19 protein-coding genes are annotated in these 21462 nt (G+C 72.6%); 11 read left to right on the top strand and 8 right to left on the bottom strand.

All coding sequences use genetic code 11. The features are described 5' to 3' along the window. The first annotated feature begins 37 nt into the window (after positions 1 to 37). The 3 genes from CHC09_RS15915 (at position 38) to CHC09_RS15905 (ending at position 4379) form a co-directional block, all read left to right on the top strand. Positions 38 to 1720 (top strand): ABC transporter ATP-binding protein, encoded by a 1683-nt coding sequence (locus CHC09_RS15915; RefSeq protein ID WP_239138234.1) that lies wholly within the window; start codon positions 38 to 40, stop codon positions 1718 to 1720. Further along, complete coding sequence (locus tag CHC09_RS15910) at positions 1717 to 3462, top strand: ABC transporter ATP-binding protein (RefSeq protein WP_089293878.1); 1746 nt, start codon at positions 1717 to 1719, stop codon at positions 3460 to 3462. Before CHC09_RS15915 ends, CHC09_RS15910 begins: the two co-directional genes overlap by 4 nt. Before the next feature lie 215 nt (positions 3463 to 3677). After that, positions 3678 to 4379, top strand: coding sequence for an RlpA-like double-psi beta-barrel domain-containing protein (locus tag CHC09_RS15905; RefSeq protein ID WP_089293877.1), 702 nt, complete (start codon positions 3678 to 3680; stop codon positions 4377 to 4379). A gap of 117 nt (positions 4380 to 4496) precedes the next feature. Here the strand turns inward: CHC09_RS15905 and CHC09_RS15900 are convergent, their stop codons facing one another. The 6 genes from CHC09_RS15900 to CHC09_RS15875 all read right to left on the bottom strand — a co-directional run bounded on the left by CHC09_RS15900 (position 4497) and on the right by CHC09_RS15875 (position 10326). Continuing rightward, positions 4497 to 5666 carry a DUF418 domain-containing protein gene (locus CHC09_RS15900; protein ID WP_089293876.1) on the bottom strand — a complete coding sequence of 390 codons (1170 nt, stop codon included), beginning with the start codon at positions 5664 to 5666 and terminating at the stop codon, positions 4497 to 4499. Between the two features lie 98 nt (positions 5667 to 5764). Further along, on the bottom strand, positions 5765 to 6784 hold the full coding sequence (locus CHC09_RS15895; protein WP_089293875.1) for a branched-chain amino acid ABC transporter permease: 1020 nt from the start codon (positions 6782 to 6784) through the stop codon (positions 5765 to 5767). Continuing rightward, positions 6781 to 7647, bottom strand: coding sequence for a branched-chain amino acid ABC transporter permease (locus CHC09_RS15890; RefSeq protein ID WP_089293874.1), 867 nt, complete (start codon positions 7645 to 7647; stop codon positions 6781 to 6783). The genes CHC09_RS15895 and CHC09_RS15890 overlap by 4 nt, the downstream gene beginning before the upstream one ends. Before the next feature lies 1 nt (position 7648). Next, positions 7649 to 8362 carry an ABC transporter ATP-binding protein gene (locus tag CHC09_RS15885; RefSeq protein ID WP_089293873.1) on the bottom strand — a complete coding sequence of 238 codons (714 nt, stop codon included), beginning with the start codon at positions 8360 to 8362 and terminating at the stop codon, positions 7649 to 7651. Next, complete coding sequence (locus CHC09_RS15880) at positions 8359 to 9123, bottom strand: ABC transporter ATP-binding protein (protein ID WP_089293872.1); 765 nt, start codon at positions 9121 to 9123, stop codon at positions 8359 to 8361. The genes CHC09_RS15885 and CHC09_RS15880 overlap by 4 nt, the downstream gene beginning before the upstream one ends. A gap of 6 nt (positions 9124 to 9129) precedes the next feature. Then, positions 9130 to 10326, bottom strand: coding sequence for a substrate-binding domain-containing protein (locus CHC09_RS15875; RefSeq protein ID WP_089293871.1), 1197 nt, complete (start codon positions 10324 to 10326; stop codon positions 9130 to 9132). A 152-nt stretch (positions 10327 to 10478) separates the two neighbouring features. Between CHC09_RS15875 and CHC09_RS15870 the strand changes: the two genes are divergently transcribed. The 7 genes from CHC09_RS15870 to CHC09_RS15840 all read left to right on the top strand — a co-directional run bounded on the left by CHC09_RS15870 (position 10479) and on the right by CHC09_RS15840 (position 17709). Then, complete coding sequence (locus CHC09_RS15870; protein ID WP_089294187.1) at positions 10479 to 11243, top strand: 3-hydroxybutyrate dehydrogenase; 765 nt, start codon at positions 10479 to 10481, stop codon at positions 11241 to 11243. Between the two features lie 4 nt (positions 11244 to 11247). Continuing rightward, entirely contained in the window at positions 11248 to 12102 is an 855-nt protein-coding gene (locus CHC09_RS15865; RefSeq protein ID WP_089293870.1) for an alpha/beta hydrolase, read from the top strand. Positions 12103 to 12118: 16 nt separating this feature from the next. Beyond that, positions 12119 to 13306, top strand: coding sequence for an extracellular catalytic domain type 1 short-chain-length polyhydroxyalkanoate depolymerase (locus CHC09_RS15860; protein ID WP_089293869.1), 1188 nt, complete (start codon positions 12119 to 12121; stop codon positions 13304 to 13306). 34 nt (positions 13307 to 13340) lie between these two features. Then, positions 13341 to 15236 (top strand): helix-turn-helix domain-containing protein, encoded by a 1896-nt coding sequence (locus tag CHC09_RS15855; RefSeq protein ID WP_089294186.1) that lies wholly within the window; start codon positions 13341 to 13343, stop codon positions 15234 to 15236. A gap of 102 nt (positions 15237 to 15338) precedes the next feature. Next, on the top strand, positions 15339 to 16703 hold the full coding sequence (locus tag CHC09_RS15850) for an MFS transporter (protein WP_089293868.1): 1365 nt from the start codon (positions 15339 to 15341) through the stop codon (positions 16701 to 16703). Between the two features lie 298 nt (positions 16704 to 17001). Then, entirely contained in the window at positions 17002 to 17229 is a 228-nt protein-coding gene (locus CHC09_RS45185; RefSeq protein ID WP_143232359.1) for a hypothetical protein, read from the top strand. 39 nt (positions 17230 to 17268) lie between these two features. Further along, positions 17269 to 17709, top strand: coding sequence for a hypothetical protein (locus tag CHC09_RS15840; RefSeq protein WP_089293866.1), 441 nt, complete (start codon positions 17269 to 17271; stop codon positions 17707 to 17709). A gap of 67 nt (positions 17710 to 17776) precedes the next feature. On the opposite strand, the gene CHC09_RS15835 is transcribed toward CHC09_RS15840, so the two are convergent. Next, complete coding sequence (locus tag CHC09_RS15835; RefSeq protein ID WP_239138233.1) at positions 17777 to 19216, bottom strand: nitroreductase family protein; 1440 nt, start codon at positions 19214 to 19216, stop codon at positions 17777 to 17779. 104 nt (positions 19217 to 19320) lie between these two features. Here CHC09_RS15835 and CHC09_RS15830 point away from each other — a divergent pair, with 104 nt between their 5' ends. Next, positions 19321 to 20070: an SIR2 family NAD-dependent protein deacylase gene (locus tag CHC09_RS15830; protein WP_089293865.1), complete on the top strand. Its 750-nt coding sequence runs from the start codon at positions 19321 to 19323 to the stop codon at positions 20068 to 20070. Here CHC09_RS15830 and CHC09_RS15825 read toward each other — a convergent pair. Then, a complete protein-coding gene (locus CHC09_RS15825; RefSeq protein ID WP_089293864.1) occupies positions 20064 to 21419 on the bottom strand; it encodes a PI-PLC domain-containing protein in 1356 nt (451 codons plus the stop codon). The genes CHC09_RS15830 and CHC09_RS15825 overlap by 7 nt on opposite strands. Positions 21420 to 21462 lie beyond the last annotated feature (43 nt).

Genomic DNA, 21462 nt, shown 5'->3' with positions numbered 1-21462 from the left:
GGCCCTGTGCTCGCACAGCCGGCCGCATCCTGATCACGTGGGAGACCGATTGCTGCGACCGGCGCTGCGGCGGCAGCGGGGCCGGCTGGCGGCCGGGGTGACGTTGCTCTGCCTGCACCAGGCCACCGAGGCCCTGGTGCCGGTGGCCATCGGCGTGGTCATCGACCGGGCGGTGGCGACCTCGGACACCGGCGCGCTGCTGCTCTCGCTGGCCGCGCTCGCCCTGCTCTTCACCGTGCTCGCGCTCGCCTGGCGGTTCGGGGCCCGGTTCTCCTACGCCGCCAAGGAGCACGAGGCTCATCTGGCCCGGGTACGGCTCGCCGAACGGGCCCTCGACCCGCGCGGCCAGCGGTCCGGGCTGCGGGACGGGGAACTGCTGAGCGTCGCCGCCTCCGACGCCGACAAGTCGGCCGGGGCGATCCGGACGGCCGGTCTCGCCGCGGCGGCCTGCAGCGCGCTGCTGGTGTCGGCGGTTTCGCTGATCATGGTCGATCTCGCGCTCGGTCTGGGCGTGCTGGTGGGCGTACCGCTGGTGTTGATGGGCCTGCAGCGCCTCGCGCCGCTGCTCACCCGCCGCAGTGAGGCCCAGCAGGCATCCCTGGCCGAGACCAGCGCGCTCGCCGTCGATCTCGTCGCCGGGCTGCGCGTGCTGCGCGGCATCGGCGCGCAGCACCACGCGGCCGGCCGGTTCGCGGCGGCCAGCCACGACGCCCTCTCCGCCACCCTGCGCGCCGCCACCACGAAAGGTCTGCACCTCGGCCTCACCAGCGCGGTGAACGGGCTGCTGCTGGCCGCGGTGACCGGCGCGGCGGGATGGCTGGCGCTGAACGGGCGGATCACGGTGGGCGAGCTGGTCGCGGTGGTCGGGCTGGCGCAGTTCATCGCCGAGCCGGTGCAGGTGCTGGGCTGGTGTGTGCAGTCGCTCGCGACCGCGCGGGCGTCGGCCCGACGGGTGGCCAAGGTCCTTCAGGCGGCGCCGGCGGTGCGTCCGGGCACCGAGAGCGCCGCGCCGCCGGCTTGCGAGCGGGTCGTTCTGACCGGCCTGCGGTACGGGACGCTGAACGGTCTGAGCCTACGGATCCCGGCGGGTGAAACCGTCGGGATCGTGGCCTACGACCCGCGTGACGCCGAAGCCCTGCTGGCGGTGCTGGCCGGCACCGTGTCGCGCGAGGACTACCAGGGTTCGGTGCGGATCGACGAAGCCCCGGCGGAGTCGCTGCGGCTCGCGGAACTGCGGCGGGTCGTGCTCGTGGAGCAGCACGACGTCGCGCTCTTCGAGGGGACCCTGCGGGACAATCTGGCCGCCGGTGGGGCCGATGACGACGACACCCTGCTGGCAGCGATCCGGGTGGCCGCCGCGGAGGACGTCCTTCACCACCGTGGCCTGGATCAGGTGCTGGTCGAGCGGGGCGCCAACCTCTCCGGCGGCCAGCGGCAGCGGGTGGCCCTCGCCCGGGCTGTCGCGGCCGCGCCACCGGTGCTGGTGCTGCACGACCCGACCACCGCGGTGGACCCGGTGACCGAGGCGCTCATCGCCGAACGGCTCACCGCGGCTCGCCGAGCGCGACCGCAGGCGACCGTCGTGGTGACCAGCAGTCCGGCGTTGCTGCGGGCCGCGGACCGGGTGCTGGTGCTGAAGGACGGGCGGATCTGCGCGGAGGGCACGCACGACGATCTGGTCGCGGCCGAGCCGTCCTATCGAGAGGCCGTGCTGCGATGACACGAATCCTGTTGCCCACCGCCACGCCGCGGCAGACCTGGGCGGCGATCCGCGCGGAGTTCGCCCGGTTGCCCGGGCTCAGCGCGGCCGCGGCGGCGCTGCTGATGGCGGCGTCGGCCGCCGGTCTCGTCGCGCCGTGGGTGCTGGGCCTGCTCGTGGACGACGTGATCACCGGGGCCGGGGCGGGCCGGGTCGCCTACTGGGCGACGGTGATCGCGGGGGCGGCCCTGGTCGGCGGGGCGCTGACCACCGCCGCCACGGCGGTCGCGGCACGGCTCGGCGAGACGGTGCTGGCCCGCTTGCGGGAACGGGTGCTGGACCGGGCGCTGCACCTGCCCTCAGCCACCCTGGAACGGACCGGGACCGGGGACCTGGTGTCGCGCACCGGTGACGACGCCACGGTGGTGGCGTCGGCGATCACCGGGAGTGGGCCGCTGGTCGTGGGCGCGGCCCTGTCCGTCGTACTCACCGCGGGTGGGCTGTTCGCCCTGGACTGGCGGCTGGGGCTGGCGGGGCTGGTGGCGGCGCCGGGGTACGTGTTCGCGTTGCGGTGGTATCTGCCCAGATCGGCGCCGTACTACATGAAGAAGCGGATCGCGTCGGGTGAACGCACCCAGGCGCTGGCGGGTGCCCTTCGAGGTGCGGCGACAGCCCGCGCGTACCGCATCGAGGAGACCCACGTGGCGCACGTCGCCGCGTCCTCGGCGACCACCCGCGACCTGACGCTGGAGGTCTTCCAGGTCTATACCCGGTTCGTGTCCCGGATCAACCGGGCCGAGCTGATCGGCCTGGCGGCCGTGCTGATCACCGGGTTCCTGCTGGTCCGCGGGCAGATGGCGACCGTCGGAGCGGCGACGGCCGCGGCACTCTACTTCCACCGGCTGTTCAATCCGATCGGGATGCTGCTGCTCGAGGCGGATACCGTGCTGCAGGCGGGGGCGAGCCTGGCCCGCCTGGTCGGCGTGGCCTCCCTGCCCGCGGCCCCGGTCGCCGCCGGTGCTGATCCCGGCGTGACCGGCGACGATCTCGAAGTGGTGGTGACCGAGCATCACTACGACGACGGGCCGGTGGTCCTCGCCGACATCACGCTGAGGCTGGCCGCGGGATCGCGGGTGGCGCTGGTCGGGGCGAGCGGGGCCGGGAAGAGCACTCTGGCCGGCCTGGCCGCGGGCATCGTCGCACCGACCGACGGCACCGTACGGCTCGGCGGCGTGCCCCTCGACGAACTGGGCGAGGTCCGTACCCGGCAGCGGATCGCCCTGATCAGCCAGGAGGTGCACGTCTTCGCCGGTCCGCTCCGCGACGACCTGCGGCTGGCCCGGCCGGACGCGAGCGACGACGAACTGCGCGGCGCGCTCGACCTGGTCGGTGCGACGGGCTGGTTCCGGGCGCTGCCCGGCGGGCTCGACACGCACGTCGGCGAGGGCGGGCACCGGCTGACCGCGGCCCAGGCCCAGCAACTCGCCCTGGCTCGCCTGGTCCTCGCCGATCCGGAGGTCGCCGTGCTGGACGAGGCCACCGCCGAGGCGGGCAGTTCCGGCGCCCGCGACCTGGAACGCGCGGCGGACGCCGCCACCGCGGGCCGGACCACGCTGATCGTGGCGCACCGGCTCACCCAGGCCGCGTCCGCCGACCGGGTGCTCGTCCTGGACCAGGGCCGGGTCGTCGAGGAGGGCTCGCCGGACGACCTGCTGCGGGCGGGCGGCCGGTACAGCGAGCTGTGGGCCGCCTGGAACGGATAGCGGCACTCAGTTGTATCCGGGTCGTCGCGGGACCGCCGGCCCGGCACGCAGCCGTCGTGATCCGATGGTCGGCGGCCTTCGCATCTCCGGATGACCGGTCCGGGGGATTCGCGCTTTTAAGGATGTTTAAGGTTCTGCTTCGATCCGCCAACTCCTCCGCCCGCGTAACTGTGAGTGTTGCACCACTGCAGCACGGAACGCGAAGGAGCAGATCCATGTACCGCACCCGGCGTAACAAGATGTCCGCCACCACCCGCAAGGTGATCATCGGGCTGTCCACCGTGACCCTGGCTGGGGGCGCCTTCGCGGTCAGTACCGGGATCAGCAGCGCGGGTGAGAACTGTGACGGTCTTGACCAGGCGCTGCGCCAGAACCTGCAGTTCATCGCGGCTCAGCAGGCGGCCCCGGACGCCCAGTCGGCGGCGCGTATCGCCAACCGGCAGGCGGTAGTGGATCTGATCAACCAGCGGCGCGCCGTCGCCGGGTGCACCAAGAACATCGCCGCCGAGGTCGGCGGCGGCGCCGCGGCTCAGCCCGCACCCACCCAGGGACAGGAGCAGGAGCAGGGGCAGGGGCAGGGTCAGGGACAGAACAAGCCGGCCCCGACAACCCCGGCCACCACCACCCCGGCAGGCGGCAACAACGGCGACGCGGGTAACGCCGCGGCCGGCGAAGTCGTCTGCAAGGGCTCCACCGTCACCCTCTCCGGTGAGGGTGGCGCGCCGGGCGCGTCCAGCAACGCCTTCCCGATCGGCACCACCCTGAAGGTCACCAACCTGGACAACAACAAGAGCACCATCGTCAAGGTCACCTCCCCGTCGGGCAGTTGCATCCTGCTCAACAACGCCGCGTTCGAGCAGGTCCGCGAGCCCGGCAAGTTCCTGATCCGCCGCGCGGTCATCGAGCGCGTCGGCTGAACCCCGGCCCGGCCATCCGTGGATCGTCGCCGGAAGCCGGCCGCCGGCGACGATCCACTTTCTCGACGGGCGAACCGCGGCGTGGCGCCGGTGCGGGAATCTCAACAAGGCCCTCCGCTACGTCGCCTGGACCTCTCGCCTCCCGTACGTGACACGCCGCACCAGCACCTCGAACGGGCCCCGCCATCCGGCTCGGCGCATCCGGTCCGCGATGACCACGCCGGCCGCCCACGTCGCGGCGGCGAGCAATGCCGTGCCGAGGACGGTCAGCGTTCCGGAGAGGTCGAGCAGGAACGGCGTGAACACCACCGCCCACGTCATCGACTGCATCAGGTAGAAGGTCATCGACCGCTGACCGGTGGCCGCGATCGCGTCCACGATCGGACGGCGCCGACCGGCCAGGCGCACGGCGAGCAACGAGATCAGGGCGGCATATCCGAGACCACCCAGCGTTCCCGTCGTGCCGTGCAGCGAGGCCAGCCACGCGAGTGTCTGCTGACCGGGCTCCTCGATGATCCCGGCGAGCAGCAGCGCGATCGGCTGGGCACCCAGCACCGCGGCGCCCAGGCCGGCCACGGCGGCGACGGTGAGCGCCCGCCGGTGCCGTTCCGGCTGCTCCAGGATGCGGCGGCGGCCCGCCCAGAGGCCCACCGCGAACGGCGCGAGGAACCCGATCGGCCCGAGCGCGGCGATGAACAGCGCTACCGGCACCCGGTGCGTGAGCATGGCGCTCAGGTCCGGCGGCAGCATCGACGGATCCGCCGGCTCACGGCTGATGGTGGACGCGTCACCACTCGGCAACGCGTTCAGCGCCAGGAACGCGACGGCGAACACCAGCAGCCAGCGGTCCTTCCAACGGATCAACCAGACGCCCAGGAACAACAGCACACCATAGGCGGCGAGAATGTCGCCGACGAAGAACAGCAGGGCGTCGGTCAGGCCGACCGTCACGAGCGCGGCGCTGCGGCGCCAGAGCAGACGGCGTACGCCCCGCGCCCCGCGTTCCCGCTGCCGTCGTGCGATCTGCGCGACACCGTAACCGAAGAGCAGCCCGAACATCGGAAAGGCCCGGCCATCCACGAACGTCGCCAGCAGCCACGTCACCGCCGCGTCGACCGCTGACCCGGCATGCGGATAGCCGCCCAGCACAGAGGGGCCGCGCAGGAAGTAGTGCGTGTTGGCCAGCGCGATGAACAACAGCATGAAGCCTCGTGCCAGGTCCGGCCCCAGGGCCCGGGCCGCCGGCTCGGTCGGCCCGGGTGGTCGTGTCCGCGTACCGCTCGTCATCAGCCGACCGTAGGGTCGGGACCGGCCGCTCAGCAGCGGCCGGAGGTATACCCCGGGTCTACTTAAGTCAGCCCTTCGGGCAGCGTTCGGGGCAACGGTCAGCCGGTTCTCGGTTTCAGCGAGCCGAGGAGGGTCTGCCAGCGACGGCTCAGGCCGGCCAGGCCGCCCGGCACGAAGTAGACGGCCAGGATGAACAGCGTGCCGAGCACGAACAGCGGCTGCCCGAACGGCCCGGGCAGCCCACCGCCGAGGCGGGCCAGCCGCTGGTCGAGGTAGGCGTACAGGATGCCGCCGAGCAGCGCTCCCCATCGGGTGCCGGCGCCACCGAGGACCGCCATCACGATCAGTGACAGGGTGAGTTCGGACGAGGCGATGTGCGGGGAGACCCCGCCGGCGACGAGGGCGTAGGTGACGCCGCCGAGCGCGGCGAGGGCGCCGGCGGTCACGAAGGCGACCAGCTTCAGCCGGTACGGCGAGAGCCCGAGGACCGCGATGCGCCGCTCGTCGTCGCGCAGGCCGATCAGGGTGCGGCCCAGCGGCGCCCGGTCGATGGTGTGCACGACCAGCACCACGACCGTGAGGAAGGCCAGCGCCAGCCAGTACAGGTTGACCGTGTTGAGCACGCCGACGAGGCCGGCGGGCAGGCCGGAGGTCCTCATCGGCAGGCCCTCCTCACCACCGGTCAGGCCGCCCGGGTCCCGGTTGACCGTGATCTGAGCGACCTGCGCGAACGCGAGGGTGACCATCGAGAAGGCGATTCCGGAGGTACGCAACGCGACCGAACCGAGCAGGGCGGCGAGCACCGCGGCCGCCAGCACGGCGGTCAGCGCGGCGCTCCACAGCGGCCAGCCGTAGTGGCTGACCAGGATGTCGACGCCGTACGCTCCGGCGGCGACGTGGAGCGCGTGACCGAAGGAGAGCAGCCCGGCCCGGCCGAACAGCAGGTCGTAGCCGAGGGCGAGCCCACCGAAGACCAGGCAGACGGCGAGCAGTTGCAGGGTTCCGGGCGAGTTGAGCGCGCCGTCGAAGAGCCCGGGCACCGACAGCGTCGACCAGGGCAGTACCGCCGCCACGAGCAGGGCCAGCAGCGGTGCGAAGGGCTTCAGTCGTGCCGTCATGCCGTTGCCACCTTTCCGGCGACGCCGGCCGGGCGCGTCAGCAGCACGGCGGCGAGCAGCACGACCACGCTGACGTCACCGGCGCCGGGCGCGCCGTAGTAGTTCACGAATTGCTGGAGCAGGCCGACCGCGACGGCGGCGATCGCCGACCCGGTGACCGAGCCGAGACCGCCGATGACCACGACGATGAAGGCGAAGATCAGCAGCGAGGCGCCCTGGCCGGGCGAGATCGCGCTGAAGTACATGCCGCCGAGGATCCCGGCGAGCCCGGCCAGCGCCCCGCCGATCGCGAAGACCAGGGTGAACGCGATGCGGACGTCGATGCCGAGCGCGCTGACCATGGCGCGGTTCTCGACGCCGGCCCGGATGATCAGGCCGTACCGGGTGAATCGCAGGAACGCGAGCAGGGCGAGGAGCACGAGTACGGCGGCGCCGATGAGCAGGTATCGGTCGACGGGCACGCTCGCGCCGAGCACCCCGGTGACCTCGGCGGCCCAGGCGGGCCGGGGGAAGATCCGGGCGTCGGCGCCCCAGAGCGACTGGAGCAGCGCCACCCCGGCCAGGGACAGGCCGACGGTGACCAGCACCTGTTCGGTGTGGCGGGTGTAGAGCGGCCGGATCAGGACGAGTTCGACCAGGGCGCCGGTGGCGGCCGCGGCGGCGACGCCGAAGGCCACGGCGGCGGGCAGGCCCCAGTGCGGGGCGGCCCACCAGGTGGCGTAGGCGCCGACGGACAGGAACAGGCCGTGCGCGAAGTTGAGGACGCCGGCCAGGCCGAACACGAGCGACAGGCCGGAGGCGATGAGGAAGTACAGCGCCGCCAGGCCGAGCCCGGTCAGCGTCAGCAGGACCACGGTGGACAAGTCAGTGCCTCCCGGCGGTGGATCCGACGCCGAGCAGCGATCTGGTCGCTTCGGCGTCGCCGAGCAGATCGGTGGCGCGGCCCTGCCAGGCGACCCGGCCGGCCTCGAGGACGATGGCGTCGGTGGCGAGCTTGCGGACGACGGCCAGGTTCTGCTCGACGAGCAGCACGGGTACGCGTTCGGCGACCCGGCCGAGGACGGCGGCGACCGAGGTGACCACGGCGGGCGCGAGTCCCTTTGTCGGTTCGTCGACCAGCAGCAGCCGGTTCGGGTTGAGCAGCACCCGGGCAACGGCGACCATCTGCTGCTGGCCGCCGGAGAGGGTCCCGGCGCGCTGGGCGGCCCGGGCCTCGAGCTCGGGGAACAGTTCGTGCACGAGCCGGTAGTCGGGGTTCGGGACGCGTTCGGCCAGTCGCAGGTTCTCGGCGACGGTCAGGCCGGCGAAGACGCACCGGTCCTCGGGCACGTAGGCGAGGCCGTCGCGGATCAGCCGGTGGGTGCGGCGGCCGAGGACCGGCACGCCGTCGTACTCGACGCCGCCCTCGGCCGGGATCTCGCCGAGGATGGCGCGCAGCGTGGTGGTCTTGCCGACGCCGTTGCGGCCGAGCAGCGCGGTCACGCCGGTGGCGGCCACGTCGAAGGTGACGCCCTGCAGGATGTGCGATCCGCCGAGACGGACCGACAGGCCGGCGACGCGCAGGATCGGTGCGGTCACAGTTGCTCCCCGAGGTACGCCTGCTGGACGAAGGGGTCGGCCATCACGGCCTCGGGGGTGTCGCAGGCGAGCAGGGCGCCGTGGTGCAGCACGGCGACCCGGTCGGCGAGGTCGAGCACCACGTCCATGTGGTGCTCGACCATGAGCACGCTGCGGCCGCTGCCCGCGGTCAGGCCGCGGATCACCTCGACCAGCGCGGGTACGTCCTCGAGGCTGACGCCGGCCATCGGCTCGTCCAGCAGCAGGACGCGGGGCTCCCCGGCGAGCAGCAGGGCGATCTCCAGCTTGCGTTTCTCCCCGTGGGCCAGGGATCCGGCGATACGGGTGGCGTGACGCTCCAGCCGTACCCGCTGAAGGATCTCCTCGGCCCGGGCGGCGATGTCGCGGTCGGTGGACCGCCGCCAGCCGCGCATCGCACCGCCCCGGCGGGCCTGCACCGCGAGGGCGATGTTCTCGGCGATGGTGAGCGAGCCGAACACCGCCGAGGTCTGGAAGGTACGGCCCAGGCCGTGGCGGGCCCGCAGGTGCGGGGCGAGGGCCGTCACGTCGTGACCGCCCAGCAGGATCCGGCCGGCGCTGGGCCGGCGCAGCCCGCTGATCAGGTTGAACAGCGAGGTCTTGCCGGCGCCGTTGGGTCCGATCAGGGCGACGAACTCGCCCGGTCCGAGGTCCAGGGTCACGTCGTCGACGATCGGTACCGCACCGATCCGCCAGGACGCGCCCCGCACCGCGAGGGCGGCGACGGTGGTAGCGGTCGGCATCGCCGGTCAGCCCTTCATCGTGGTCACGGGCGGGGCGGCGTCCTGCGCGGTGATGGTGCCGGTCGAGGTGGCGCTCAGCGCGTCGCCCGTGCCGGTGAGTCTGGCCTGGAACATCGGCTGCAGCAGGGCGTGGTCCTCGGCGCGGACGGTGAGCTTGCCCTTGACCGAGTCGAAGCTGAAGCCTTCCAGGGCGGCGACCATCTTGTCGGTGTCGTCCGGGGAACTCTGCAGGGCGTGCACGATCATTTGGGCGGCGGCGAAGCCGTCCGGGTGGAACAGGTCGGTCCGGCCGCCCGGCACCGCGGCCTTGAGGGCCTGGTAGGCGGCGTTGTCGGTGGCGCCGTCGAAGTAGTGGGCGAGCAGGTTGAGCTTCGCGCCGCCGGCGCCGAACCCGGGCCAGGAGGCGCGGAGGTCCAGGCCGGTGACGACCTTGCTGGAGGCGAGCACGCCCTGCTGGTCGAGGGCCCGCCACATGGCGGCGGCGGTGGTGCCGGCCCAGGCGACGAAGACGAGGTCGGGGGCGGCGGCCTTGACCTGGTTGGCGAACGGGGTGAAGTCGGTGGCGGTGGCCGGGACGGCGAGGTCGGTGACGGTCGCGCCGGCGCCGCCGAGGACCTTCTTGACGGCCTCGACGTTGGACTTGCCGAACGCCGAGTCGGGGGCGAAGACCAGGACCTTCTTCCCGGTGCCGAGGAACGCCCGGGCGGCCAGCACATCCTGGTACGACTGCCGGCCGGAGCGGAAGGTGTACTTGTTGGCGCCGGTGACCGCGTCGGTGGCGGCCGGGCCGGAGACGAACAGCACCTTGTTCTGCGCCGCCAGCGGTGCGACCTGTACGGCGACGCCGGAGCTGGTGGAGCCGGCGAGCACCTTGTAGCCCTTGCCGATCAGGTCCTTGGCCGCGGAGACGGCCTTCACCGGGTCGCCGGCGTCGTCGGTCCAGGTGACACTGACCGGCCGTTCGCCGATCTTGCCGGTGCCGCCGGTCGCGTAGGCGAGGCCGGCCTTGAAGCCTTCGGCGTACTGCGCGCCGTAGCCGGCCAGCGGTCCGGACTGGGCGTAGACCACACCGACGTCGATCGGCGCGGAGGAGCCGGAGCCGTTGCCGGCGGCCTGTGGGCTGCCGCAGCCGGTCGCGGTGACCGTGACGGCGGCCAGGACCGCACTTATCATCGCGCGCCGGGATGTCGTCGAACCATTCATCGGACGCCTTCCGTAAGGAATCTGTTCGTTGTCGCTAGAAGCTAGGAGGGAGGGTGTGACCCAGGCCATCCAGCTCGGACACACATGGATGGCCGGTTCTCTGTGGGCCGGCCACATATCAGCGGCCACCGGTGCGCCGTACGGTCACCGCCATGACGACGGCACGAGTGGTCGATCTCGACCTGACGGGGCGGACCGCGCTGGTGACCGGTGCCGGCAGCGGCATCGGCCGGGCCTGCGCCGAGCGGCTGGCCGCGGCCGGCGCCGAGGTGGTGGCGGTGGACATCGACGAGCGATCGGCGAAGGAGGTGGCGGCGGCCATCGGCGGGCGGGCGGTGCCGGCCGACCTGTCCGACCCCGGTGCGGTCGACGCGCTGCCGGCGGCGGACATCCTGGTCAACAACGCCGGCCTGCAGGTGGTCGCGCCGCTGCCGGACTTCCCGGCCGACAAGTTCACCCTGATCCAGCGGGTCATGGTGGAGGCGCCGTTCCGGCTGATCAAGACGGCGCTGCCGCACATGTACGAGCGCGGCTGGGGCCGGATCGTGAACATCTCCTCGGTGCACGGGTTGATCGCCTCGCCCTACAAGGCCGCCTATGTGACCGCCAAGCACGGCCTCGAGGGTCTGTCCAAGGTCACCGCGCTGGAGGGGGCGGCCCACGGGGTGACCTCCAACTGTGTCAACCCGGCGTTCGTGCGTACCCCGCTGGTCGACCGGCAGATCGCCGACCAGGCGCAGATCAACGGCATCGAGGAGGCCGACGTGATCGAGAAGATCATGCTGCAGCGCGCCGCCATCCGGCGGCTGATCGAGCCGGAGCAGGTCGCCGAGATCGTCGCCTACCTGTGCAGCCCGCCGGCTTCGCTGATCACCGGGTCGTCGATCGTCATCGACGGCGGCTGGACGGCACACTGACGCCATGATCGATATGACGGAGATCGATGTACCGGTGGCCGGCGGCACGCTGCGGGTCGTGAGCTGGCCCGCGGAGGGCCCGACGGTGATCGCGGCCCACGGCATCACCGCCAACGCCCTGGCCTGGGCCCCGGTCGCCCGTGCCCTGCGCGGTCGCGTCCACCTGGTCGCCCCGGATCTGCGCGGCCGGGCCGGCAGCGCGGGGCTGCCCGGCCCGTACGGCCTGGACACGCACGCCGACGACCTGCTCGCCGTCGCCGACCACTTCGGTGTCACGCGAGCGCCGCTGGTCGGCCATTCGATGGGCGGGTTCGTGGTGGCGGCCACCGCGGCCCGTCACCCCGGCCGGTTCGGTCCCGTGCTGATGGTCGACGGTGGGGTCGCGCTGGGCGTACCGGCGCACCTCGACGTGGACACGGCGCTGGAGGCGGTCATCGGCCCGGCCATGCGACGGCTGTCGATGACCTTCCCGTCCGCGGAGGCGTACCTCGACTATTTCCGGGCCAATCCCGCGCTGGGCCGCTACTGGAACTCGGACCTGGAGGCGTACGTCCTGCGCGATTTCACCGGATCCGGGTCGTCCTGCGCCCTGGCGGCGATCCGCGGCGACGCCGCCGACATGCTGCGCGACCCACGGCCGGCGGACTTCCCGCTGCTGTGGGCGCCGCGCGGGCTGATGGACGAGGAGGGCGGGTTGTACCGGGCCGAGCAGCTCGCCGGCCTGGACGCCGAGCTGGTGCCGGACGTCAACCACTACACGATCCTGGCCGGAGCCGGTGCCGCGCGTGTGGCGGAGCGAATCCATACATCACTGGGAATCGAAGTGGGCAGTGGGTACATGGGATTGCCGGAAACATGACCGTAACGTCCGCGACATGAATCCCCGTAGATATCTGCCGGTGGTGGCCGCTTTCCTGCTGGCCGCCGCCGGCCTCGCCGCCGCCCCGTTCACCCCCGCGAACGCCGCCGCCACCCTCGCCCAGGTCGGCTCGTTCGGCAGCAACCCAGGCGCACTGCGCATGTACGCCTACGTCCCCGACGACCTGCCCGCCGGCCGGCCGCTGGTGGTCGCCCTGCACGGCTGCACGCAGAGCGCCGCCACCTACTACGCCAACTCCGGCTGGCCCAAGTACGCCGACCTGTACCGGGCCGCGGTCGTCTTCCCCGAACAGAGCTCCGCCAACAACGCGCTGTCCTGCTTCAACTGGTTCAACGCCGGTGACATCGCCCGTGGCCAGGGCGAAGCACTCTCCGTCAAGCAGATGGTCGATCACGCGATCCGGGCGTACGGCTCCGACCCGCACCGCGTCTACGTCACCGGCCTGTCCGCCGGGGGTGCGATGACCGCGGTGATGCTGGCCGCCTATCCCGACGTGTTCGCCGCAGGCGCGGTCATCGCCGGGCTGCCGTACAACTGCGGCACCGTCTGCCAGGGCCAGGCGCAGACCAGGACCCCGGCGCAGTGGGGCGACCTGGTCCGGGCCGCCTACCCCGGATACACCGGACCCTGGCCGCGCGTCGGCATCTGGCACGGCACCACCGACAGCACGGTGGTCCCCGCCAACGCCACCGAACTGCGCGACCAGTGGACCGACGTCTGGGGCATCCCGCAGACCGCATCGGCGAGCGCGACCCTGCCCGGGCCGACCGCCGTCGAGTACTACCACGACAGCGGGGGCCGGCCGGCCGTCAGCCTCTATCGCGTGCAGGGCCTGGGGCACGGCACCCCGGTCGCGCCCGGCGGCGCCGAGAACCAGTGCGGGACGGCAGGCTCGTACTTCCTGAACTCGGTCTGCTCCTCCTACTACATCGCGCGGTCCTGGGAGTTGAGCGGTCCGGCGCCGTCGCCGTCGGCCCCCGCACCGTCGCCGTCGCCGACCGGGCAGCCGTGCTTCACCGCCAGCAACTACGCGCACACCACCGCGGGACGCGCCCGGCAGTCCGGCGGATACACCTACGCCAACGGATCCGGCCAGGCGATGGGCTTGTGGAACACGTTCACCGTGCGCACACTCCAGCAGACCGGACCGAACTACTACGTCCTCGCCGACGGACGATGCTGAACCGGCCAGGGGAAAGGATCGCGTGACTGCCGCCGTGCCTCACGAACGGGACTTCCTGGAACTGCTGGCACGCGAGGCCACGCTCGTGGAATTCGAGCGGCCCCTGGTCGACGCCCGCTCCGCGGGCCTGTCCGGGGCCGCCCTCGTCGAGGTCGAGCAGGCCAAACTGCTCGCCCTGCGGGTCCGGGCGCTACTGGAACGGCGACGCCGCCGCGAGGAGGAGCTGTCCGCGCTCTACGACACCGCCGGCGACCTGGCCGGGCTCCGCGACGTCGACGCGGTGCTGCGGGCGATCGTGCACCGCGCCCGCACCCTGCTCAACGTCGACGTGTCCTACATGACGCTCAACGACAGCGAACGCGGCGACACCTACATGCGCGTCACCGACGGCTCCGTCGCGGCGAGCTTCCAGCGGCTGCGCCTCGAACCCGGCGCCGGCCTCGGTGGGCTCGTCGCGCTCACGGGCGCGCCCTACGCCACCGCCAACTATCCGACGGACAGCCGCTTCAAACACAAGGCCGACATCGACCACGGGGTCACCGAGGAGGGCCTCGTGGCGATCCTCGGCGTACCGATGCGGCTCGGATCGTCGGTGATCGGCGTCCTGTTCGCCGCCGACCGCGCCGAGCGGCCCTTCGCCCGCGACGAGGTCGACCTGCTGCAGTCGCTGGCCGCCCACGCGGCCGTCGCCCTCGACACCGCCCGCCTGCTCAGCGAGACCCAGGCCGCGCTCGCCGAACTCTCCGCCGCCAACGCCGTCATCCGCGCCCACAGCGAGTCGGTCGAACGGGCCGCCGCCGCCCACGACCGGATGACCGCCGTCGTGCTGCGCGGCGGCCAGGTCGACGAGGTCGCCGCCGACCTGGTCGACGTCCTGCACGGCACCCTGCTGGTCATCGACGCGCAGGGCCGAACGCTGGCCACCGCCAGCACCCCCGGCTACGCCGCCGACCTGCCGCAACCCGCCGCCACCCTGGTCGAGGAGGCCGTGGCCGCCTCGCGGGGCCGAGGCGGCACCGTCCGGCGTGACGAACTCGCCATCGCCGCCGTCGTCGCCGGCGCCGACGACCTCGGCGCGCTCGTGCTGCACCCGGCCCACCCCCTCACCGACGCCGACGAACGCATCCTGGAACGCGGCGCCCAGGTCACCGCCCTGCTGCTGCTGTTCCGCCGGACCGTCGCCGAAGCCGAGGCCCAGGTCCGCGGCGACCTGCTCGACGACCTCATCAGCCGCCCGGTCCGCGACCCGCAGGCGGTCCGGACCCGCGCCGGACGGCTCGGCCTCGACATCGACGCGCCGTACGTCGTCGTCACGGCCGGTGACCACAACGGCGAGGGCCTCGGCCAGCGCGCGATCTCCTGGGCCCGGACCTTCGCCGCCGCCCGCCAGGGCCTGGCCGTCGCCCGCGAGGGCCGCATCGTCCTGCTGCTGCCCGGCGAGGACGCGGCGGCCGCCGCCCGGCTGGTCAGCCGGGACCTCGGCCGCACGCTGAGCCGGTCGGTCACCGCGGGCGGCGCGGGCCCGGCCCGCCGGCCGGATGCTGTCGCATCCACCAGCCTGGAATCCGGCCAGTGCCTCAGCGCACTGGTGGCACTCGGTCGAGGCGGCAGCGGCGGCGGTACGACCGAGCTCGGTTACGTCGGCCTGCTGCTGGGTGAGCGCCGCGACGTGGCCGCGTTCGTGCACGGCGTCGTCGGCCCGGTCATCGACTACGACACCCGCCGCGGCACCGCCCTGGTCCGCACCCTGGAGGCCTACTTCGAAGCCGGCGGCGGACTGACGAAAGCCGCCGAAGCGCTGCACGTGCACGTCAACACCGTCACCCAGCGGCTGGAGCGGATCGCGCGGCTGCTCGGCGACGACTGGCACCAGCCGGGCCGGGTGCTCGACCTGCAGTTGGCGCTGCGCCTGCACAACCTGCGTGGCTGACCGACACCGCCCCGGTATTCATTGTGGTTCCCCACGACATGGGCGGGCGACGGCACCCGGAATAGCGTCCCGGTACCGCACCCCGCAGAGAGGATCCGCCCCATGTCCACCACCTCGGCAACGCCGGCCGACACCGGCCGCGCCCCCATCGTCAAGGTCGTCCTGGCATCACTGGTCGGCACCGCCGTGGAGTGGTACGACTTCTTCCTCTACGGCTCGGCGGCCGCCCTCGTCTTCGGCACCCTGTTCTTCCCCACCTCCGACCCGGTCACCGGCACCCTGCTGGCCTTCGGCACGTACGCGCTCGGCTTCGTGGCCCGCCCGCTCGGCGGGGTGGTCTTCGGGCACTTCGGTGACCGGATCGGCCGCAAACGCATGCTGGTCGTCTCACTCCTGGTGATGGGCCTGGCCACGGTCGCGATCGGCCTGCTCCCCACGTACGCCACGATCGGCGTCGCCGCACCGGTCCTGCTGCTGGTGTGCCGCCTGCTGCAGGGCTTCGCGGTCGGCGGCGAATGGGGCGGTGCCGTCCTGATGGCCGCCGAACACGGCGACGACGCCCGGCGCGGCTTCTGGTCCTCGTGGCCGCAGGCCGGGGTCGCGCTCGGCAACCTGCTCGCGACCGGCGTGCTGTGGCTGCTCGCGCTGGTCCAGCCGGACGAAGCGTTCCAGGCGTGGGGCTGGCGCATCCCGTTCCTGCTCAGCGCCGTGCTCGTGCTGGTCGGCCTCTGGGTGCGGCTGTCCATCGAGGAGTCGCCGGTGTTCCGGCAGGCTCGGGCCGACCTGGCCGGCCGCGACCACCAGCCGCTGCTCGAGGTGGTCCGCCGCTACCCACGGGAGATCCTGCTGGCGATGGGCATGCGGCTCGCCGAGAACATCGGGTACTACCTGGTCACCGTCATCTCGATCACCTACCTGACGAAGTTCGCCGGCACCGCCGCCGACAAGGGCATGATCCTGACCGCGTTGCTGATCGGCTCCGCCGTCCAGTTCTTCGTCATCCCGGCGATCGGCGCGCTCTCCGACCGGGTCGGGCGCCGCCCGCTCTACCTGACCGGGGCCGTCGGTCTCGCACTGTGGTCGTTCGTCTTCTTCAACCTGGTCGGCAGCCGCTCCGAGCCGAAGATCATTCTTGCGGTGGTCGTCGGGCTGGTGCTGCACGCGCTCATGTACGCACCGCAGGCCGCGTTCCTCTCCGAGCTGTTCGGGACGTCGGTGCGCTACACCGGCGCGTCGGTCGGCTACCAGCTCGCGTCCATCCTGGCCGGGGCGCTCGCTCCGATCATCGCCCTGAAGCTGCTCGGGGACGTCGCCCAGCCGAACACCACGGCGGTGGCGATCTACATGACGGTGGCGTCGGTGTTCACCGTGGTCGCCGTGCTGCTGGCCCGCGAGACCGCCGGCTCCTCCCTGCACCACGACCGGACCCTGGACGCCCAGCCCGCGAGCCATCCCTCAGGACGGTAGCGGCGTGCGGATTCCCGCCCCGAGCGACATCAGAGCCGGGCACGTCCCGGCGCCGGACCGGATCGTGGGCCGGTGAACCCGTCCACCTGATGATCAACGCGTACGAGCACGGGCTGCTGCTACCGACCGTGCGTTGACCGGATGCGCCGGCGGCTTCGCGGACTCGGGAGCCGCCGGCGCATTCAGGGGTCAGGGCACGCAGGTGGGCACGGGGCTACTGGGTGCGGGGCCGGCCGTCGGCGGCCTGGTAGGCCACGTTCGCGGCGAGGTCAGGGACGGGCGCGGGGTCGGACGGCGCTTGCCGAACAGGGCCGCGCTGGTCGCGTCCGGAGTCGCCGAGGGGTCCCAGGACGGCAGGTCCGGACTCGGGGTCATGGTGGGATCCGGGTTCGGCGTGTTGCTCGGCTGCGGGCTCGGGTTGTCGTCGCAGACAGCCGGCGGGGTCGGACCCAGCTCGCACGGGGTGGTGTCCGGCGCCGGGCTGCTCGGAACCGGCTCCCACGACGGCTCCGGAGAGGACGGCTGAGGCGGCTCCCACGTCGGCGGGGAACTCGGCGGGGCCGACGTGGGCGGCGGCGAAGTCGGCCACGCCGACGTGGGCCGTGAAGTCGGCCGCGCTGACGTGGGCGATGAAGTCGGCCGCGCCGACGTGGGCGATGAAGTCGGCCGTGGAGGCACCGTGGTCGTTGACGGCTTCGGCGGCCGCTTCCGATACAGCGCCGTGGTGCCCGGGGTAGGCGTCCAGGTCGGCGCGGAACTCGATTCCGTTCTGCACACCGGCGTCGGCGACGGGCTGACGGGCGGGGTCACCGGGGACGACGTGGGCCGCAGCGTCGTGGGCGTGGCCGTCGGCCGGGCGGGCGCCGGTCCGAAACTGCTGGCGAGCACCGGTCCGGCACCGGCGGTGCCGGCCAGCACGATGGTGCCGCCCAGCAGGACGGCGTATATGTTGCGGCGTAACAGCGTGATCTCCTCAGATAGGCGCAAAGGGCTGCCGCGGCAATGATGACGGTCGACCTTTCGGTACGCTGTGGGTCGCTGGGACCCGATGGTGCGGGCCCTCGCAAGTGGTGTCAGGAGCTGCCCAGGCGGGGAGCGACCGGGCGGACGGCGACGGGGTCGCCCGGTCCCCCGCCCGGCCGGGAGCGGTACTCCGGGACGCCCACGCAGGTGAACAGCAGCGTCGCCAACTCGTCCGGCTCGCCCAGCAGGGCGGGTACCTCCGAGTCGAGGAACGTCATTCCGGAGGCGCTGGCGCCCAGGGCGTACGCGGCAAGGTGCAGTCTGCCCTCCACCAGCCCGGCCACCAGCTGGGCATCGCGGTAGCTCCGGTCGTCGAGCCCCGCAAGCGGTGCGGCCGCGATCACCACGTAGGCCGCGTCGGCGGCCAGTGCCTGGTCGAGGCAGATCCGCAAGAGCTCGTCGCGCAGGTCCGCGGCGTGCACCGGCTGTTCCAGGTCTGGCCACCGGTACAGTCCCGGCGTGACGCCGTCGACGCCGTGCACGACGACCCAATGCGGTAGCCGGACACCGCGCAGGGCCGCGGCCAGTGGCCACCGCAACAGCTCGGGGGTCAGCGTCCGAGAGCGGTCCATCCGTCGCTGAGAGCCGCGTCGGCGGACGACCTCGTCGAGCGAGGCGGACGGCGGCACCTCCGGCAGCGCCGGGCCGACCCGCCAGGGCTCGCCCAGAGTGTCCCGCTCGCCGCTGCGCTGCGCGGCGGTGCACAGGGGCAGCTCCACCTCGGGCAACTCCCCCCGGGTTGCCGGGCCGGTCGGCCGGATCGCCGGATCGCCGCCGCCGAGCGAGAGCAATGCCAGCGGGTATTCGTGCACACCGTCGGCGCCGGTCAGGTCGCGCACCGCGGCATCCGGGAACTGCGAGCGCACCCGGGGCGCGAGGCCCGCACTGCCGGCAGCGGCCTCCAGCTGGGCCAGCACGGTTCCGGCGTCCCAGTACAGGTGCCGCCAGCCACGCTCGGCATAGCGCCAGCCGGTCCGCCAGGGCACACCCGTCACGATCAGAGTGGTCACCGTGCCGGCAGCGGCGGGAGCGATGCGGACGAGGGCATGCCGGACCGCGTCGTACCAGTACACCGCGTCCGGGACCCCGGCCACGCCACGGACGCTGACGTAGACCTCGAGCGGGAACCGGGCCCCGGCCGACCCGGCGGCCCGGTACAGGACCCGGCACCCGTTTCGCATCCCGCTGCGCACTACACCGGCGCCCAGGAAGAGCACCCGGCCCAGCTGGGCGGCGTCCAGCGGCAGGGCCGGGGCGGCGACACCCGCCAGCACCGCCGTGGCGCTCACCTGCGGGTCGGGTAGCTCGCGTGGCAGAGTCAGCGCCTCGAGATCGTCCGCGTAGACCTTCATCTGGGGCGGCAGCGTGTCGGGGTCGTTCGGGATCAGGTCGTGGCGCACCCGCGCGTCGTCCACCGGGACGGTCCACTCGCGTTCCGGAACGTACGACGTGAGACGGTGCAGCAGGCCGGCGCCCTCGTCAAGATTCACACTGCCACTCTGCCAGGTGCCCGTACCGCACCTCTGATGTGGATCTTCTGACCGGCCGCTTATTGGGTCGTCGCGGAATCTCCGACGACCTACCATCAGCGACCATGATCAAGAGTTGGACCGACGGGGTCGAGCGGGTGGCGGTCCTGACCGGCGCGGGTGTCTCGACGGATTCCGGCATTCCCGACTATCGGGGGCCGGAGGGCGTGTGGACCCGCGACCCCGCGCTGGTCAAGGCGTTCACCTACGAGTCGTTCATGGCCGACTCGACGGTGCGGGCGGCGTTCTGGCGAACCTATCTCGATCACGCCGCCTGGCGGGCCGAGCCGAACGCGGCACACCGGGCGCTCGCCGATCTGGAGCGCTCCGGCGTCGCGGTACGCATCCTGACGCAGAACGTCGACGGGCTGCACCAGCGTGCCGGCTCCAGCGCACGGAAGGTACTCGAACTGCACGGCTCGATGCACGAGGTCGTGTGCACCGGCTGCCGGCGGCGCACACCGAGCGAGCAGACGATGGCGCGGGTCAGGACGGGCGATGCCGACCCTCGCTGTGTCGACTGCGGAGCGATCCTGAAACTGGCCGTGGTGCTCTTCGGCGAGCACCTCGACCCGTCGGTCACCGGCCTGGCCGAACGGATCGCGGCGCACACCCAGCTCATGATCGTGGCCGGTAGCTCGCTGCGGGTCGAGCCGGTCGCCTCGCTGTGCGCGGTGGCGGTCAACGCCGGCAACCGGCTGGTCATCGTCAACCGCGATCCGACCCCGTACGACGAAATCGCCGTCGAGGTGATCCGGGAGCCGATCGGTACGGCCCTCCCCCAGATCTGCGCTGCCCTGCGCCCTGGTCAGTAGGCGTACGTGTTGAGCTGTGCCACCGCCCCCGCGGGTGAGCCCAGGTCATAGCGGTCGACGGCGACGAAGTTGGGCTTCTTGCGGGCGGCCGGGGCACAGAAGCGCTCGGCCCGGTTGAGCACTTTGCCGTTGTCGGCCGAGGCGGTGGCCGACACGGTGGCATCCCGGAAGTGGTTCATGACGAACAGCGGCCGGAAGCCCGGCTCGGTCCGGGTGAGCGGGATGTTCGCCGCGCCGGCGCCGTACCAGCGGCTGAAGCACGACCAGTCGGACGTGCTCGCGCCGGAGCCCATCGACCAGTAGTTCTCCACGGTCCACTCGCGCTGGTACTGCACGCCGAAGCTGTCGCGGGTCAGGCCCGCCGCCCGATCGGAGCCGCGATCGTGGTCGCTGAAGATCAGCAGGCGCTTGTTGCGCTCCCGCAGGTCCGCCAGGCGCGGCCAGCCGTGGTCGCGCACGCCCTCGACGTCGGGCCGGATCAGCAGGTCCGCCAGGCCGGGAACGCGGGCCAGTTCGGCGCGCAGCACGTCGGGCGCGACGTAGTCCTCCAGGAAGACGGTGGCGATCTCGTCCGGGTGGGCGTTGAGGAACGTGGTGATCCGGCGCAGGTCGACCCAGAGCGCCACCGGCCGGGAGACCAGGGTGCAGCTGTTGTGGCACAGGATCGCGCCGTCCGGGGTCTGGTGGAGGTCGAGCATGAACCCGCGTACGCCGTCGGCGAGTTGCCGGTCGATGCCGCGTACCTGGTTGGGGAAGAAGTTGATGATCGGCGGCGCGAAGCCGCCGTCGACGCCGTTGGCGTAGGCGTTGTGGGCGGTCAGGAAGGTGACCTGGTCGAGAGTCCGGTCGCCGTCGGGCGGCAGCGGCGTCCGGACGGGCGTCAGCGGGGTCAGGTACCAATGCGCCGGCGGGCCGTCGGCGCCCAGGCCCAGTTCGGTGGCCCACACGTCGCCGCTGGGCACCACCGTCAGGTAGCGGTCGGCGTCGGGGTCCCTGACCGTGTACTGGTCGGTGCCCGCGGCGCTGATCTGCCACATCGTGGCCGGATCCGTGCAGGCCAGAACGGCCGGCGCGGTGGCGGACCGGCCGAGGCAACGGCCGGGTTGGTCGAGGTTCTCCAATCGGTGGCCGGCGCCGTCGGCGCGCAGCGTCCACTGCTGGTGGTCCTCGTCGCCCTTGGGGTGGTGCTGCTGCACGGTGTCGCCGGCGGCCGCGGCCGCGAGGCCGGTGGTGACGCTCTGCAGGTAGTACGCGCCCGGCGTGGGCTCCGCGGCGGCGGCAGGCACTGCCGGGACAAGGCCGACAGCGAGGATCAGGACAGTTCGGATAGCGGCGCGAAACGGGCGCATGCAGGTCTCCCTTGACTCGGCATGATGATGTCCGTCTATACGC

The sequence above is a fragment of the Actinoplanes regularis genome, assembly GCF_900188005.1.
GTDB classification, from domain to species: domain Bacteria; phylum Actinomycetota; class Actinomycetes; order Mycobacteriales; family Micromonosporaceae; genus Actinoplanes; species Actinoplanes regularis.
The sequence above is the reverse complement of the archived record's forward strand: the minus strand, read 5'-3'. Positions and strand labels throughout refer to the sequence as shown.

Excerpts from the sequence above, each read along its gene's own strand:
- CHC09_RS15910 (WP_089293878.1), top strand. The coding sequence starts at position 1,717 with ATGACACGAATCCTGTTGCCCACCGCCACGCCGCGGCAGACCTGGGCG.
- CHC09_RS15905 (WP_089293877.1), top strand. The coding sequence starts at position 3,678 with ATGTACCGCACCCGGCGTAACAAGATGTCCGCCACCACCCGCAAGGTG.
- CHC09_RS15900 (WP_089293876.1), bottom strand. The coding sequence starts at position 5,666 with ATGACGAGCGGTACGCGGACACGACCACCCGGGCCGACCGAGCCGGCG.
- CHC09_RS15895 (WP_089293875.1), bottom strand. The coding sequence starts at position 6,784 with ATGACGGCACGACTGAAGCCCTTCGCACCGCTGCTGGCCCTGCTCGTG.
- CHC09_RS15880 (WP_089293872.1), bottom strand. The coding sequence starts at position 9,123 with ATGCCGACCGCTACCACCGTCGCCGCCCTCGCGGTGCGGGGCGCGTCC.
- CHC09_RS15875 (WP_089293871.1), bottom strand. The coding sequence starts at position 10,326 with ATGAATGGTTCGACGACATCCCGGCGCGCGATGATAAGTGCGGTCCTG.
- CHC09_RS15870 (WP_089294187.1), top strand. The coding sequence starts at position 10,479 with ATGACGACGGCACGAGTGGTCGATCTCGACCTGACGGGGCGGACCGCG.
- CHC09_RS15865 (WP_089293870.1), top strand. The coding sequence starts at position 11,248 with ATGATCGATATGACGGAGATCGATGTACCGGTGGCCGGCGGCACGCTG.
- CHC09_RS15860 (WP_089293869.1), top strand. The coding sequence starts at position 12,119 with ATGAATCCCCGTAGATATCTGCCGGTGGTGGCCGCTTTCCTGCTGGCC.
- CHC09_RS15850 (WP_089293868.1), top strand. The coding sequence starts at position 15,339 with ATGTCCACCACCTCGGCAACGCCGGCCGACACCGGCCGCGCCCCCATC.
- CHC09_RS15830 (WP_089293865.1), top strand. The coding sequence starts at position 19,321 with ATGATCAAGAGTTGGACCGACGGGGTCGAGCGGGTGGCGGTCCTGACC.
- CHC09_RS15825 (WP_089293864.1), bottom strand. The coding sequence starts at position 21,419 with ATGCGCCCGTTTCGCGCCGCTATCCGAACTGTCCTGATCCTCGCTGTC.